The sequence below is a fragment of the Bacteroides salyersiae genome, from assembly GCF_031172035.1.
Taxonomy (GTDB): Bacteria; Bacteroidota; Bacteroidia; order Bacteroidales; family Bacteroidaceae; genus Bacteroides; species Bacteroides salyersiae.
Genome location: NZ_CP133452.1, coordinates 1,052,263 through 1,067,663 on the forward strand (window position 1 = coordinate 1,052,263; position 15,401 = coordinate 1,067,663).

At 38.5% G+C, this 15,401-nt stretch carries 15 protein-coding genes; 4 read left to right on the top strand and 11 right to left on the bottom strand.

Annotated features, from left to right (window positions below):
• Nucleotides 1–183 precede the first annotated feature (183 nt).
• Nucleotides 184–699: a DUF3836 domain-containing protein gene (locus tag RB604_RS03895; protein WP_373133355.1), complete on the top strand. Its 516-nt coding sequence runs from the start codon at nt 184–186 to the stop codon at nt 697–699.
• A gap of 92 nt (nt 700–791) precedes the next feature.
• Here the strand turns inward: RB604_RS03895 and RB604_RS03900 are convergent, their stop codons facing one another.
• The 4 genes from RB604_RS03900 to RB604_RS03915 form a co-directional block, all read right to left on the bottom strand.
• Nucleotides 792–1,211, bottom strand: a complete 420-nt coding sequence (locus RB604_RS03900) for a DUF3836 domain-containing protein (protein WP_007479601.1) — start codon at nt 1,209–1,211, stop codon at nt 792–794.
• A 592-nt stretch (nt 1,212–1,803) separates the two neighbouring features.
• Nucleotides 1,804–3,150, bottom strand: a complete 1,347-nt coding sequence (gene creD / locus RB604_RS03905) for a cell envelope integrity protein CreD (RefSeq protein ID WP_005928138.1) — start codon at nt 3,148–3,150, stop codon at nt 1,804–1,806.
• Between the two features lie 81 nt (nt 3,151–3,231).
• Nucleotides 3,232–3,528, bottom strand: a complete 297-nt coding sequence (locus RB604_RS03910; RefSeq protein WP_005928132.1) for a winged helix-turn-helix domain-containing protein — start codon at nt 3,526–3,528, stop codon at nt 3,232–3,234.
• 3 nt (nt 3,529–3,531) lie between these two features.
• Nucleotides 3,532–4,116, bottom strand: coding sequence for a hypothetical protein (locus RB604_RS03915; protein ID WP_007479598.1), 585 nt, complete (start codon nt 4,114–4,116; stop codon nt 3,532–3,534).
• A 638-nt stretch (nt 4,117–4,754) separates the two neighbouring features.
• On the opposite strand from RB604_RS03915, the gene leuS reads away from it, so the two are divergent.
• Nucleotides 4,755–7,586, top strand: a complete 2,832-nt coding sequence (gene leuS / locus RB604_RS03920) for a leucine--tRNA ligase (RefSeq protein WP_055293891.1) — start codon at nt 4,755–4,757, stop codon at nt 7,584–7,586.
• Nucleotides 7,587–7,598: 12 nt separating this feature from the next.
• On the top strand, nt 7,599–8,495 hold the full coding sequence (locus tag RB604_RS03925) for a YitT family protein (protein WP_005928123.1): 897 nt from the start codon (nt 7,599–7,601) through the stop codon (nt 8,493–8,495).
• Nucleotides 8,496–8,565: 70 nt separating this feature from the next.
• On the opposite strand, the gene RB604_RS03930 is transcribed toward RB604_RS03925, so the two are convergent.
• From RB604_RS03930 to RB604_RS03960, 7 genes are all read right to left on the bottom strand, one after another.
• On the bottom strand, nt 8,566–9,888 hold the full coding sequence (locus RB604_RS03930) for an ATP-binding protein (protein ID WP_055293892.1): 1,323 nt from the start codon (nt 9,886–9,888) through the stop codon (nt 8,566–8,568).
• Nucleotides 9,889–10,230: 342 nt separating this feature from the next.
• Nucleotides 10,231–10,440: a hypothetical protein gene (locus RB604_RS03935; protein WP_055293894.1), complete on the bottom strand. Its 210-nt coding sequence runs from the start codon at nt 10,438–10,440 to the stop codon at nt 10,231–10,233.
• Nucleotides 10,441–10,579: 139 nt separating this feature from the next.
• Nucleotides 10,580–11,170, bottom strand: a complete 591-nt coding sequence (locus RB604_RS03940; RefSeq protein WP_055293895.1) for an FG-GAP repeat domain-containing protein — start codon at nt 11,168–11,170, stop codon at nt 10,580–10,582.
• A 79-nt stretch (nt 11,171–11,249) separates the two neighbouring features.
• The gene (locus RB604_RS03945) at nt 11,250–12,212 is read right to left on the bottom strand and encodes a C25 family cysteine peptidase (RefSeq protein ID WP_007479593.1); all 963 of its coding nucleotides are present in this window, start codon (nt 12,210–12,212) and stop codon (nt 11,250–11,252) included.
• Nucleotides 12,213–12,220: 8 nt separating this feature from the next.
• Nucleotides 12,221–13,312 carry a leucine-rich repeat protein gene (locus RB604_RS03950; protein ID WP_122282026.1) on the bottom strand — a complete coding sequence of 364 codons (1,092 nt, stop codon included), beginning with the start codon at nt 13,310–13,312 and terminating at the stop codon, nt 12,221–12,223.
• A 52-nt stretch (nt 13,313–13,364) separates the two neighbouring features.
• Nucleotides 13,365–14,186 carry a tail fiber domain-containing protein gene (locus RB604_RS03955; protein ID WP_007479591.1) on the bottom strand — a complete coding sequence of 274 codons (822 nt, stop codon included), beginning with the start codon at nt 14,184–14,186 and terminating at the stop codon, nt 13,365–13,367.
• A gap of 186 nt (nt 14,187–14,372) precedes the next feature.
• Nucleotides 14,373–14,627, bottom strand: a complete 255-nt coding sequence (locus tag RB604_RS03960; protein ID WP_007479590.1) for a hypothetical protein — start codon at nt 14,625–14,627, stop codon at nt 14,373–14,375.
• Between the two features lie 177 nt (nt 14,628–14,804).
• On the opposite strand from RB604_RS03960, the gene RB604_RS03965 reads away from it, so the two are divergent.
• Nucleotides 14,805–15,389, top strand: coding sequence for a non-canonical purine NTP diphosphatase (locus RB604_RS03965; protein ID WP_007479589.1), 585 nt, complete (start codon nt 14,805–14,807; stop codon nt 15,387–15,389).
• Nucleotides 15,390–15,401 lie beyond the last annotated feature (12 nt).

Sequence of the window (15,401 nt, forward strand, 5' to 3'; positions counted from 1 at the left end):
AAAAAATTACAAATAGTAATATTCTTCTTTATCCTGATTATCTCTGATTTGCAATCATATCGTACTCCCTAACGCAAAAGAAAAGAAGAGGAATCATTATTAACGTAAAGATAACATCACGATAACATACTATGATCCGGAGCCACCCTATCTTTGCAACATCGAAAGAAACAAGAATCGAATATAAACCATAAAAACAAGAGCCATATGAAAACTTTAGTAGTATCAGTAGTAATCGCAATGACATCCGTATTCAATGCATTCAGTAACGGAAATCTTACCCAGTTTGCTTATAACACCACTACAGACGGAGAAAAAGTAGAAAGTCAGACCGTATATACAGTGAAAAACGGAAAGTATCTCCAACAACATCTGAAGTACAACTATACCTATGACGATAAAGGAAATGTATCACAGAAAGAGGTTCTGAAATGGAATGAGATCACAAAAGTTTTCGAAAAGCAATATTGCCTGAATATTACGTACAATGCGCAGGAAACAAGCATCGAATACACCGCATGGGATAACAAAACAGGGGCATACTCCGATTCCAGAGCCAAAGCCGTGTATCAGACTACGAATGCCGGACAAGGCTTTAATTATCTGAGCTACGAATGGAACAAGAAAGAAAATAACTGGAATTTAGCAAAAGAACACGCCATCCTTTATGGAGACAACGCCCTGATGGCCGACAAATAAATTCTCTCTCTATAAAAACTCTAACAAAAAATACGGCTGCGAAAGGTTTGCCCCTCGCAGCCGTATTACATATGTACCCGTTTCGTATTCTCTTATTTCGCACTTGCCAGAAGACGGGTCATACCACCACTATTCAAATCATAAGTGCTCTTTTCCATATTCTTATCGAAAGAATTACTCTTTGTATTCCAGAGGGCATAATTCATTTCTACGGCATCGGAATGATAGGATACGTCAAGTTTGAAATAAGGAGTCCAGCATGCTTTTACACTGTCCCACTTGGCAGCTTCCTTACAGACCACCCGGTTCTCGGAATCATAAGTATACGTGTAGCGGAGGTGGCGGAACAGATGACCGTCTTCATTACGATAGATCGTTTTAGCTACCAACTGCTCACCGTTCATCTCATCATTCTTCACATAATTGGTGGGATTACCTGCATTTGCACTCATTACACTTGCCATTACCACTACTACCATTACCACTGCTTTGAAAAATACATTTGTCTTCATAATCGTTATTTTTTTATTGTTATTATTTCCTCTGACTATCGGCGGAGGGTTTTATCAACCGCCTTCGCTTTTATATAGTCAAGAGCTGTGCCAAAATCATAAACAACTGATTATCAGAAAATATTTATTTTAAGAATACGTTCGTTTCCGGACAGATGTCCGTACAGAAACGAACAATGGAGCTAAAATATGCCGCGTTAACGTAAAAATAACGTTGAGATAACATATAAACCTCTCATTTACTTTTCTTGCCTTATAAGTATTTTCAGATCATAATGAAGCAAAGTACTCTTATAATTCTTATCAAGTATTAATTGAAGAATACACTTTCTTAAACGATGTTATAAAACATACTTTTTTACTTGGATAATTTGCAGATTTCGCTAATGTCCGTATCTTTGCAATGTGTTTTTCATAGTATTAGATTTAAGGTTAACAAAGGTTGGAGCAAGGCGTTGCTCCTTTTTTTATATCCATACCCCAGTTATTCCTTTTTTTCTATACAGATATATGAGCAATAAAAATGCCTGAAAAGTCGCTTTTACGCTTCTCTTCAGGCATCCAAATCAAAAATATAGAATAGTCTGTTTAGTTATTCATTAAACCAATCAATCTTTTTAGAGAAATACATTACGGCTGCCAATATGACAAACAGTCCCAAACTACCGGCAAGCAGAGCAAAAGTTTCCAACTGAATAAGAATGAATATATAGATATACAACACACTCAACAACCCCGACATGATAAAGGCCGGCTTCTTTTTCCGGATAATGCCTAACATATAGCCACCCACCAAACCAATGGTCAGTAATGCCGAAACCAGATAAGCGATATTGAACCCTACATGTTCGGACAAAGAAAGCAATAGACTATAAAACAGGCACAGCGCTAACCCCACCAATAAGTATTGTAATGCATGAATGCGTGTCTTTTCCATTATTTCCGTAAAAAAGATTACTGTAAACGTCAGCAATATAATAAGAATAGCATATTTAGCAGTGCGTGTAGACTGCTGATACTGTTCCACGGGTACTTTCAGATTAACTCCGAAATTAGAATCATCAATATCCCGTGCACTCGTATTCCGATAATCCACTATCACCTGCGAATAATTCCGGTTCAGATTTAAAACCTGCCATTGTGCCGAGAAATCATTTTCAGTAACATTCCGATTATCCGGCAAATAATTACCGGTAAAACTCGGCGTACCCCAATTGGCTTTCAGATTCACTTTAGTCGTTTTCCCAAGCGGACTAAAATTAATGGATTGCGAACCTTTCAATTTAATTTTCATCTCATACGGAAGCTTCTTATTCTCTTTCAAAGCAGTAAGATCGGCAACGGCATGTACTCCTGTACCTTTTATTCCCCGTCCGTCCATCCCGGGTTCAAACATATAGACCGAATCATTCAACATGATGCTGATTTGCTCGTTGATTCCCCTCATATCCGTCAAGTTAAAACAGATAGCAGCTCTATCAAACCTCATCGCGTCCAGATCCACTCCGCTTTTCTTAAGCTCCTCCAGACTGAATGAGCCTTTAAAAACCAGTTCCGACTGATAAACGTTTACCTCATAAATACCCCGTTTTAAAATCTCCGTACGCAACTGTCCGTCTATAAACAATTCATCAGGAAACAGCAGTACATTACCGATACTTACCTTCTGTTTTCCATTATCCACCGACACCACAGGATATTGCAAATTGATATAAGGACCTGTTATGGTCTGTGCAAGACTCCATTTCTGGCTAACCTCTTCGATGGCATCTACTTGTGTCCGTCCGCGCTCCCTAATCATATCCTCAATCATCACCATCGGTATCAACAGCAGCAGTACCAATACGGCAATAACCACCACCTTGATTGTTTTAGAGAAACGATGAAAACATCCTGCCGGCTTCTCCATTCCGTTTAAATTCTCATTCAAATTGTCCATAGTAGAATAGTGTTTAGTAAATTAATTAAGTCTGGTTTAGTTTTCTATATAGTTTACCTTCTCAAAGTGAAAGAAAATGTATTAAGTAGATTTTAACAGGCTCTCCAATGCCGCGATATGCTCTTTAAAAGCTGTTCTCCCTTGAGGTGTCGCCCGGAAAGAAGTTTTTGTCTTTCGCCCTACAAAAGTTTTCGAGCAGATAATATAGCCGAGTTCCTCCAAAGCGCGGGTATGACTCGCCAAATTACCATCCGTCAGTGAAAGCAGTTCTTTGAGCATATTGAAGTCAGCCTCATCATTCACCATCAAGACCGCCATAACCCCCAACCGCACCTTGCTTTCAAAAGCTTTATTTATATTTTGGAATCCTTCTAACATCAATCATCTGCTCCTTTCATACTGCAAATAAAACAATATACCATACAACAGATGAAAGCCTCCGAATCCGATGGTCCAGAACATCAGTGCGTGTCCCTCAAAGAAACAATCTATCACACCCAAAACAAGAAATGCATATCCTAACCATGCCACATTGGAATAAGTAAACTTGGATACATTCACCAGAGACAATCCGTAAAACAACAGCATCACTGAAGAAATCACCCCATAATTCCCGTGCAAAAGCAAGGCTATACAGAACAATCCACCCACAAGTAACGGAAGCGAAAAGTTCCAGGCAGTCCGGTATGTCAATCGACTGAATAACTTTGTCCCGGTCTTCTTCGCTTTATATACGGAAAGCACACAAGCCGTAATAACCGAGGCCATCAGTATCAGCGAAGCCACAACAACCATCTCCGCCAAAGAAGCCTCTGAATTGAAAACCCGGCCCACTACATAAGCGCCAACAAATGAATATACACCTGCCATTACAGCTGTTATTCCACTGAGAGATACAAACTTGGAGGACTTCTCCATCAACTCCTTTATCTCATTAACCGATTCTAATGCCTTATTCTTATCCATATAAAAAGTACTTTGCGCCACAAAGTAAAATAGAAATAATGAAAGGACAAAGGAAATAACAGAAAAAATACATAAAACACAAAAATACAATTGTACCTGAATGATTTATGATCAGTAATCAAGTAGTAAGTAGTCAAGTAGATAAGTAGATAAGTAGTAAGTAGAAATGACTTGTCTGATGCATTTTCCTTAACTACTTGACTACTTACTACTTGACTACTTACTACTTGACTACTGATCTACATACTACTGATCATGAATCATTCAGGTTTTATTATCAAATGATAAAAACCTCCCGATAATTCTTACCAAGTATTAACAAGAGAATATCTTTTCTTAAACGATGTTATAAAACATACTTTTTTGCTTGGATAATTTGCAGATTTCGCTAATGTCCGTATCTTTGCAACGTGTTTTTCATAGTATTAGATTTAAGGTTAACAAAGGTTGGAGCAAGGCGTTGCTCCTTTTTTTATGCCCATACGTTACCATTACCTTTCATTTACACTCTCTCCAACTACACCAACTGCACATTGATTTTCACTTAACTTTGTGGTTATCTGAAAATAATCACGTAAATTTGTTCCCTAATTAATAACATTACATAATAAATCACTCTAAACAAAAGGATTATCGCTATGGAATATAATTTCAGGGATATTGAAAAGAAGTGGCAAAAGCAGTGGGTAGACCATAAAACCTACCAGGTGAAAGAAGATGAATCGAAACAAAAATTCTATGTACTCAACATGTTCCCCTACCCGTCGGGAGCAGGCCTGCACGTAGGACATCCGTTAGGATACATTGCTTCGGACATTTATGCCCGCTACAAACGACTGCAAGGTTTCAATGTACTGAATCCGATGGGATATGATGCATACGGGCTTCCTGCCGAACAATATGCCATCCAAACCGGACAGCACCCTGCGATTACCACCGTTAAGAATATCGAACGCTATCGTGAACAGCTCGATAAAATAGGATTCTCTTTCGACTGGAGCCGCGAAATACGTACTTGTGACCCGGAATATTATCATTGGACGCAGTGGGCATTCATCAAGATGTTCAACAGCTATTACTGTAACGACGAACAACAAGCCCGCCCGATCGAAGAACTGATCAGCGCTTTCGAAACCACCGGTACGGAAGGTATGAATGTTGCCTGCAGCGAAGAACTCAGCTTTACAGCCGACGAGTGGAAAGCAAAAAGCGAAAAGGAACAGCAGGAAATCCTGATGAACTACCGCATCGCTTATCTTGGCAATACAATGGTAAACTGGTGTCCGGATTTAGGAACCGTGCTTGCCAATGATGAAGTAGTGGACGGCGTTTCCGAACGTGGCGGTTACCCGGTCATTCAGAAAGTAATGCGTCAATGGTGCCTGCGTGTATCTGCTTATGCACAACGTCTGCTCGACGGACTGAACACCGTAGAATGGACAGAATCTCTAAAAGAGACCCAGCGCAACTGGATTGGCCGTTCGGAAGGTGCGGAAATGCAGTTCAAAGTAAAAGATTCCGATATTGAATTCACCATATTCACTACCCGTGCCGACACAGTGTTCGGGGTAACCTTCATGGTACTTGCACCGGAAAGCGAATTAGTAGCGCAACTGACCACTCCTGCACAACAGGCAGAAGTAGACGCTTATCTGGAACGTACCAAGAAACGTACAGAACGCGAACGTATCGCCGACCGTAGCGTAAGTGGTGTATTCTCGGGAAGTTATGCCATCAATCCGCTCACCAATGAAGCTATCCCCGTATGGATCAGCGACTATGTACTGGCCGGTTATGGTACGGGGGCCATCATGGCCGTACCTGCGCATGACAGCCGCGACTATGCTTTTGCCAAACATTTCGGCCTTGAAATCCGTCCGTTGATCGAAGGATGCGATATCAGTGAAGAGAGTTTCGATGCCAAAGAGGGTATCATGATGAACTCTCCCCGTCCGGGCACTCCCGAAGGCGGATTGGTATTAAACGGTTTGACAGTAAAAGAAGCCATAGCCAAAACAAAGGAATACATCAAAACCACCGGATTGGGACGTGTAAAAGTAAACTTCCGTCTTCGTGATGCCATCTTCTCCCGCCAGCGCTACTGGGGTGAACCGTTCCCGGTTTACTATAAAGACGGTATGCCTTGTACCATTGAAGAAGCATATCTGCCGCTCGAGCTCCCCGAAGTAGCCAAGTTCCTGCCTACCGAGACAGGCGAGCCGCCATTAGGACATGCCACCAAATGGGCATGGGATACTACCCATCATTGCGTAGTGGAAAACGAGAAAATCGACCACGTCACCATCTTCCCGCTCGAACTGAATACAATGCCGGGATTTGCCGGTTCATCAGCCTATTATCTGCGCTATATGGACCCACACAACAACCAGGCACTTGTAGACCCGGCTATCGACCGGTATTGGCAGAGCGTCGATCTTTACGTCGGCGGTACCGAACATGCTACCGGCCACCTTATTTATTCCCGTTTCTGGAACAAGTTCCTCTATGATATGGGTGTTTCCATCACGGAAGAACCGTTCCAGAAGCTCGTCAACCAGGGAATGATACAGGGACGTAGTAATTTCGTATACCGTATCAAGAATACCAATACGTTCGTATCCTTGAATCTGAAAGATCAATACGATACTACTCCCATCCACGTAGATGTGAACATCGTATCGAATGATATTTTGGATTTAGAAGCCTTCAAAGCCTGGCGTCCCGAATACGAGACAGCAGAATTTATTCTTGAAGACGGCAAATACATCTGCGGCTGGGCAGTAGAGAAGATGAGTAAATCGATGTTCAATGTTGTCAATCCGGATATGATCGTTGAAAAATACGGTGCCGACACCCTTCGTATGTATGAGATGTTCCTCGGCCCGGTAGAGCAGGCCAAACCTTGGGATACAAACGGTATCGACGGTGTACACCGCTTTATCCGTAAATTCTGGTCACTGTTCTACAACCGTAACGGAGAATATACCGTAACGGACGAACCAGCTACAAAAGACGAATTGAAATCCCTGCACAAACTGATCAAGAAAGTGACCGGAGACATCGAACAGTTCTCCTACAACACTTCAGTCAGTGCATTCATGATTTGCGTCAACGAGCTTTCCACATTGAAATGCAGCAAGAAAGAGATATTGGAACCACTGATTATCACTCTTGCACCTTTTGCACCGCACGTATGCGAAGAGCTATGGGATACATTGGGACACACCACTTCCGTTTGTGATGCGCAATGGCCCGCTTTCAATGAAGAATACCTGAAAGAGGACGTGATAAATTATACCATCTCTTTCAACGGTAAAGCCCGTTTCAACATGGAATTCCCGGCTGATGCCGCCAGCGATGCCATTCAGGATGCCGTATTGGCCGACAAACGCTCTCAGAAATGGACGGAAGGCAAAACACCGAAAAAGGTGATCGTAGTGCCGAAAAAGATCGTAAACGTTGTGATTTAAAATAGAATCTGTATGCATAAACCTACAAAAGCTGAAGTGATGCGGGAAGCCCGGGATTATATCTTCATCACGCTCGGATTATTCAGTTATGCTCTCGGTTGGGCTGCTTTTCTGATCCCGTATCAGATTACTACCGGAGGAACGACAGGTATTGGTGCCATTATCTATTATGCCACCGGATTTCCCATCCAGTGGTCATATTTCATCATCAATGCCGTACTGATGACATTTGCCATCAAAATACTTGGCCCGAAATTCAGCATCAAGACCACGTATGCCATTTTCATGCTCACTTTCCTTTTGTGGTTTCTGCAATTGGTGGTGAACGGAGCAGACGGTGTTCCTCCCAAGGTATTGGGTGAAGGACAGGACTTCATGGCTTGTCTGATAGGAGCTGCCATGTGTGGTATAGGTTTAGGCGTAGTGTTCAACTGCAACGGAAGCACCGGCGGTACGGATATCATTGCCGCCATTGTCAATAAATATAAAGATGTCACTTTAGGACGTATGATTATGATATGCGACGTCGTCATTATCAGCTCCTGCTATTTCATCTTCAACGACTGGCGAAGGGTAATATTCGGTTTTGTAACCCTGCTTATCATCGGCTTCGTACTGGATTATATCGTAAACAGCGCCCGCCAGTCCGTACAGTTCTTCATCTTTTCCAAAGAGTATGAAAAGATTGCCGATCGTATCACCAAAGAGACGCATCGCGGAGTGACTGTACTTGATGGCGTGGGATGGTATAGCAAGCACAATGTAAAAGTACTCGTAGTGCTTGCCTATAAGCGCCAATCGGTAGAGATATTCCGATTGGTGAAAGATATCGATCCGAATGCGTTCATCTCTCAAAGCTCGGTAATCGGAGTATACGGAGAAGGTTTCGACAGGCTGAGGGTGAAATAAGACATATAACCATAAAAAATGAGGAGCAAACAAGATTTTAATGATAACCTGTTTGCTCCTTGTTTTTTTCTTACATGTCTTCCAATGAAAGGCAACGCATTTCTATGCGGTATTTAGGCAATAACTTCTGTTTCAGATGTTCCGTTTTTGCAACCAGCAATTCCGGTTTAAAGTTCTTCTTTTGTCGTTTTACTTCAGCAACAACCGCCTGATTTTTTTCCAGTTTTAACCCGACAATATCTATTTCATTTTGATATCCTTTAAGCTCCCACCATGAACCGATAGCGCGATACTGAAAACTTTCGGCAAACTGTTGTTTGAAATACCTTTCCAACATTATACCGGAATAAGTAGGATAATCCTTTTTTATAATAGACTGTAAGCCTACAAAATTCTTGATCTCGATTAAAGAACGGTAACGGTCAAAATAATTAAACCAAAACCGGAGGAAGTTATCTTGTATTTCGTATCGGACAGTCTGACTTCCCTCTTTGGCCAATATCGGACGCTGGCGAACAATGATATTATAATCTTCAATCAAGCGTTTAATTTGACCGCCAATACTTTTATCTCCCAATGCTGCTTCTATTCCGGGTTGTGTATTGATTCCGCCCGAAATGGCACTTAAGATAGAAAAATAAGTAGCATAGTTTTTTCCCAACTCCTCTATCAACAGATTTTTCCCTTCGTCAGTAAAAGGAGAATTTTCGCGAACCATGAACGAAATCATTTCATCCACACTCAACATCTGATTGTCACAAAACAATTCCACATATTTAGGAACACCACCTGTAAAAGAATAAAGAGCCAGCAGATCGTCATTTGTATATCCCGATCTATAATCTCGCATTATATCTTTAAGAGTAGATAAATCAAATGCCGACAATTTAATGATATTGTCCGCTCTGCCGAATAAAGGTTCTTTTTTACTCTGGAATATTTTCTGCATTAAAGAATAAATAGAGCCGGAAACGATCAGGTTCATTTTTGATTTCCTGCGATAAGCATCCCAAATATTTTGCATATCGCTATATACAGATTCGTCGATGTTATAAAACTCCTGAAACTCATCAATAACAAGATTGAATGCCTTGTTTGAAGCCAACTCCATCAGATATTGAAACAACGAGCGGAAAGTACGTATCTCTGCCGGAACAAACGTATCGAGCGATTGGGAAATGACCGGAATAAACTCCGAACAAAGTGTTGCTTCTGCTTTACGACCTACAAACAGATAGACCGTCGGCAAACCTTCAACCGATTTCATGATAAGACTCGTTTTACCGATACGCCGCCGTCCGGTTACCACTGTCAGCCGGGAATGGTCACTGAACGATAAATTCTGTATCCGTTGAAGTTCAGTCAATTCATTGGTTCGATCATAAAATTCCATATCATTCTTTCCTTTAGTTATTCTCGTAATAGTTACAGCGGTTACAAAGTTAACAAAAAGTTTGAGCCTATAAATTCTTTTCTGCCAATTTTGTTCTTGCGGTAACTGTTACGACCGTAACACAACGTTTATTTATGAAATAAGTTCATTTCCAATTCAGCTTTGAATAATTTGCCAATGTGCCAATTGGCTGTGCTGTGTACTGCATAGCATTGGCATATTGGCAAATTAGCTCATTATTATCTCCTATAAAACTATGATCTTAGCTGATTCCCTGCTATTATCTTTACGGGAAAGAATTAAAATATAACTACCGGCTCGCTTTCTTTAGTTTAAAAAGATTTATTTAATCTCTCCATAAGGTAAATCCAGCATTGCCCCTTGCTCCATTTCAAAATTACCTTTGTTTCGTAACTTAATCAAACCGTTATTCTTGAGGATAACCGTACCACCTTTCTGTACCACGAGCCTTGCATTCTGAATACTTCCCCCATCCACTTCAAGTACGGCTCCCGAACGGACGATCACAGCAGAAGTATTATTCAACGTCATTGTTTTACCGACAGGAACAACCAATCGTCCCGATTGTAACAATACATTTCCACAGGGTGATTCTCCGTCCCATACTTCATTGGAATTTATCAGTGTTGGCTGACGAAATATTCATTTGTATTTTGTGGATTTCCACATTTCACCCCCACTCAATAGCTGTAGGAATACCATCAGTTTTCCAGACATACAAATCATCCTGACTACCTGCTATTAGCTCATTTTTACCATCACTGTCAATGTCTGCCACACATGGAGAATCTTGAAATTCAGAGTTAGATATAATAGGAAATCCAACAATATCACTGCCATCATTATGTAAAGCATAAATACTATTATTACAACAGAACACAATATCCGGCACAGCATCTCCGTCTACATCAGCCAAAATTGGAGTATTCATATTAGCTGCCCAGATTATTTGTGGTAACAATCCATCAATAGGTTTATTAAAAATTTCTTCTCCCGTATGTTTCCAAGCTTTTACACATCCGCGACCTAATATCACAACCTCCAAATGACCATCATTATTAATATCACCTACAGACAGGGTATGATCTAAAGAATAAGAATTCGTATAAGGAATTGTTTGACTTCCATCCCAACCGGTAACTGTTTTGTCTCCCTCTAAACTAATAGCATAAATATGGCTGACATCTACATTATGCTGAGAAAAGATCAATTCCTTTTTCCCATCTTCATTCAAATCACACACCACAGGTGCAGATGACAAATTAATATCGCCAATTCTCCAAAATGGATTCGTAGTAAAAGGAGTTCCATCCTGCCGCCAAATATAAATCCCTAAAGAATCATATGACGCTATGATTTAAATCTGCCTTTTCATAATGAATTACTTTATTCACAAATACCTCTGCTTCTTCTAATGTTTCCACTGGGGCTCTCCCTAATTTAAATGATACTCCCCAATCTTTACTATCCTCAAAATCTATTTTATCAGCTTCATAATATATATTATTTCCATTCTTATTCCAATTTCCATTATCTACACAAGTATAATAAAAATCAACAGCAACCCAATCTTTATTTTTCGAATATCTTGATTTCTTTACACGAGCGGGTATAATATTTGTATCTCCTCCAAGTAATACGAACATAGAACCATAGTTACGTTTAACATCAACCAAATAGTTACGTATTTTTTCTTGAATATCACTTCCTGCATATGTAGCAGAAATTTCCTCTACTGTTTCTATAATAGCAGGTATTCCTTTTTTAGTTTTCCAGTCAGCCAATATCCGAAATTTATCTTTCAAAGCTTCATTCGTTATAATCAGATACTCCGGCAGATAATTATCCACATCTGAATTAACATTTTTTTCTGCTGCGTCTACCATTGCGCCCAAACGCCCTTTTCTAAAAGATACAATTTCGGCATACTTTCCCGGAAAAGGATTTGATGAGTTATAAATATCATTATTGGGCTCTACCCATGATAAACTACTTTCTCCAATAGGAATTGGCGGTTGGACCGGATACAATAAAACGTCCTTTTTTTGTAGTTTTCTATTTACATACTTTACCTGTATCACCGGCTGAGCATTCACAGGTATAAGAAATGTTTTCACACAATATGGAATCTGAGGCATTCCCGGTTCATCAACATATCCGGTTTCAGACAATATTTCTATATATTCACCATTTATCTGATAAGTAAAATCTATCTCCGGCTGCCATTGTATCGTACCTTCCACTTGGGCACTTAAATTCATGACAACTACAATGGTTATCAAACAAACTAATATTTTTTTCATAAATCAATTTATTTATGGAGTTTTATCTTTTCCCTCGTTCCATCTTCATAAACCACCTCTAAGAGTAATAATCCATGTAAGAGATTATCTGTTTTTAAATTACACGAATTATCATTTATGATTTCTTCTAATAATAAAATGCCATTTAATGCATATAATCTTACTTCTGATATTTTCCGCGTATACGTTATATTCAAGTTGTCACCATTTAAAAAAACTCTCAAACCAGATAATGAAATGTTATTAACCGAAGCCGGATTGAGTTTGTGATTTATATCCCTAAACTTCGTCCAGCCCGGTGCATAACAATAAGCATCGAAACTTTCTTCAGGAACATACAATCTTGTCCAGTATGTGTCTGCAAATGGATAGCCAATCAGCACAGGAGGTACAATTGCGTTACAAACAACTACATCCATGTCCCGATATTCCAAATCCCAATCAAAATCATTATCACGATTGGTTTCTTGATTATTTCTACCGACAGGCACACGTGGTTCTACCCAAAAAGCTCCTTCCTCTACTGTTTTTAGAGTTGACGGTAAAGTTACACTATACAAAAAAGTTCTATCAAACGCTAATCTATTTATTACTTCAGTACCTTCCGGAATTACATATTCTGTGAAATATGTAGGATTTTCAGATTCTTCTTGTGATTTTTCTCTTCTTGGAGGATAACGTAACAGCTTCTTTTGATCCATAGAAAAAAGAACATTGCTTACCACTACACAATCAGCACCATCTGAGACATAAAATTTCCGTATTGGAGACTCATAAAAAATATCCCTACCCACAATCGAGGGAAAATTACTCCAAGTCACAGCGTTTAAAACAAAACATTTAAAAAATGCATTATTTCTTATCTCTTTTAAAGAAAAAGGTAAAATGATATGTGACAATAATTCTACTTGATCAAAAGCCTTTGTTTCAATTATCTGTGTCCCTTCCGGAACCACATACTCTTTATCCACTTTATCTTTCGGATACTTTATCAAAGTCTTTTTATCAGTCGAAAAAGTAACACCATCAATCACTACATTTTGTGAATACAATAAAGTACCCCAAAATATAAAAATTAAAAATTGTATTATTTTACTCATAACTATTTTATATTCGATTTAATAACATGATTTTTTTACAACTACCCTACATCTATTCAGTTAATATCATTTTCTTCGTATCAATCTCTTTTCCATCCACAATTAACGTATACATATACATTCCCGGAGTCAATTCATAACCATTGATAATAACAGAACCATTTCCTCTTTCCCCGATATTGATTTGTTTTATCTGTTTTCCCTGCAAATTATAAATATGAATGCTGGCCCCATAAGCCGTTTCAGGGATGAAAAAAGAAATGGTAGTCTGCTCTTTAAAGGGATTGGGTATATTAGAATATAATTCAGCTTTCAACCTCCCATCCATCAATGAATTCATGTCCGATTGTTTATCCTCATCTTCCCCGATAACTGATCTGGTTTGAACAGTTTTAGCTTGTTTTAATTCATCAATTTCGTTTTGCTGTTCTTTGATGGCTTCCACAAGCAAAGGAATAATTTCTAAATAAGCGATCGCTTTTTTTCCATTAGGCAAAGTATATACAGCTTCCGGAAAAACTTTTTCTAATTCTTGAGCTATAAAACCGGCTTTCTTTCTTGATCTTTCAGCTTTAATAGTATTAATAATTTCAGCCGATACAGAAGACTTTGAAATACTATTAGTATCAAGTGAAATATTTCTTTCCACATCATTTTGAGTTAATAATGCATTATCCTGATTTTTTAAAGTATAAGTAACTCCTCTAATTCCCTTTATTTTATCTAATCCATTACTTATATTAGCTATATTATCTTTATAAGATCCATCGGATGCTGTAAGAAAACTTCCTTTAGCATATACTTCACCATCACCTCTAGCATAATAAACTATTTCATTATTACCGGTTGTACCACTTCTAACAACGTATGCCATATCTGTTTTTCTTCTCGCAACAACAGAAATTACATCCCCATAATCAAATGGGAAATTTACATAAGTAACAAATGCAGCAGCTGGATTTGAAGGATGAATATGAACAGTAATAAAATGATTTAGAGATGCATAAATGTTCGGGTTGTATCCAAATCCGACATGTCCATTTTTCTTTATTGCAATACCTTATGCTGGTATTCCATCAAAATTCAAATATCCCACTTCGCCAGAAGTATACAACTTTAATGGTGGAGTCAATAATGAACTATCATATATAGCCAATCCATTATTTACACCAGACTTTCCAATCTCTAAAAAACCATACTGAGGATTAGTAGTACCTATTCCAACTTTTCCATTTGAAAGAACTTTTAATTGTGCATTCATTGGTATACAAAAAAGAGAAAGCAATAATGTAATAAAATAGTTTTTTGTTTCCATGGCAATCTTAGTTTTAAAAAATTATTAAAAATAAATAAATTAAAAACAACTCGTATATAAAAAGATTTTATTTAACATACATTATATTAGAAAATAAATTATGACGATAAAATCATCACTTTCAAAAAACTATATGATTATTTTAGTGTATATTTGTCTATTATTAAATTCAGAAAAATGAAAAAGAAACTGGTTTTTGCTACTAATAATCTTCATAAATTAAAAGAAGTATCTGCCATTTTAGGAGATAAAATAGAACTACTCAGTCTAAACGATATCAATTGTCACACAGATATCCCGGAAACCTCTGATACATTGGAAGGAAATGCTTTGCTTAAAGCTAAATTTATTCATAGTCACTATGGAATTAATTGTTTTGCAGATGATACCGGATTGGAAGTAGAAGCTTTGAATGGCAAACCGGGAGTATATTCTGCCCGCTATGCAAGTGATACACACAACTCAGAAGCAAATATGCTGAAATTGATTCAAGATATGGAAGGAAAGAAAAATCGTAATGCACAATTTCGCACTGTTATTTCACTCATACTTAATGAAAACACTTATCAGTTTGAAGGAATAATAAAAGGCCAAATAATAGAAGAAAAACGAGGATTATCAGGATTTGGATATGATCCGATTTTTATTCCGGAAGGATATCATAAAACTTTTGCCGAACTTGGCGATGAAATAAAAAATAAAATAAGCCATCGTGCACAAGCTGTTAATAAACTATGTAAATTCCTGTTTTCCATACAATAAACAGGTTATAAA

Coding starts and splice junctions, on each gene's coding strand:
- RB604_RS03900 (WP_007479601.1), bottom strand. CDS start 1,211: ATGAAGACAAATGTATTTTTCAAAGCAGTGGTAATGGTAGTAGTGGTA.
- creD (WP_005928138.1), bottom strand. CDS start 3,150: ATGGACAATTTGAATGAGAATTTAAACGGAATGGAGAAGCCGGCAGGA.
- RB604_RS03910 (WP_005928132.1), bottom strand. CDS start 3,528: ATGTTAGAAGGATTCCAAAATATAAATAAAGCTTTTGAAAGCAAGGTG.
- RB604_RS03915 (WP_007479598.1), bottom strand. CDS start 4,116: ATGGATAAGAATAAGGCATTAGAATCGGTTAATGAGATAAAGGAGTTG.
- leuS (WP_055293891.1), top strand. CDS start 4,755: ATGGAATATAATTTCAGGGATATTGAAAAGAAGTGGCAAAAGCAGTGG.
- RB604_RS03925 (WP_005928123.1), top strand. CDS start 7,599: ATGCATAAACCTACAAAAGCTGAAGTGATGCGGGAAGCCCGGGATTAT.
- RB604_RS03930 (WP_055293892.1), bottom strand. CDS start 9,888: ATGGAATTTTATGATCGAACCAATGAATTGACTGAACTTCAACGGATA.
- RB604_RS03935 (WP_055293894.1), bottom strand. CDS start 10,440: ATGACGTTGAATAATACTTCTGCTGTGATCGTCCGTTCGGGAGCCGTA.
- RB604_RS03945 (WP_007479593.1), bottom strand. CDS start 12,212: ATGAAAAAAATATTAGTTTGTTTGATAACCATTGTAGTTGTCATGAAT.
- RB604_RS03950 (WP_122282026.1), bottom strand. CDS start 13,312: ATGAGTAAAATAATACAATTTTTAATTTTTATATTTTGGGGTACTTTA.
- RB604_RS03955 (WP_007479591.1), bottom strand. CDS start 14,186: ATGGCATACGTTGTTAGAAGTGGTACAACCGGTAATAATGAAATAGTT.
- RB604_RS03960 (WP_007479590.1), bottom strand. CDS start 14,627: ATGGAAACAAAAAACTATTTTATTACATTATTGCTTTCTCTTTTTTGT.
- RB604_RS03965 (WP_007479589.1), top strand. CDS start 14,805: ATGAAAAAGAAACTGGTTTTTGCTACTAATAATCTTCATAAATTAAAA.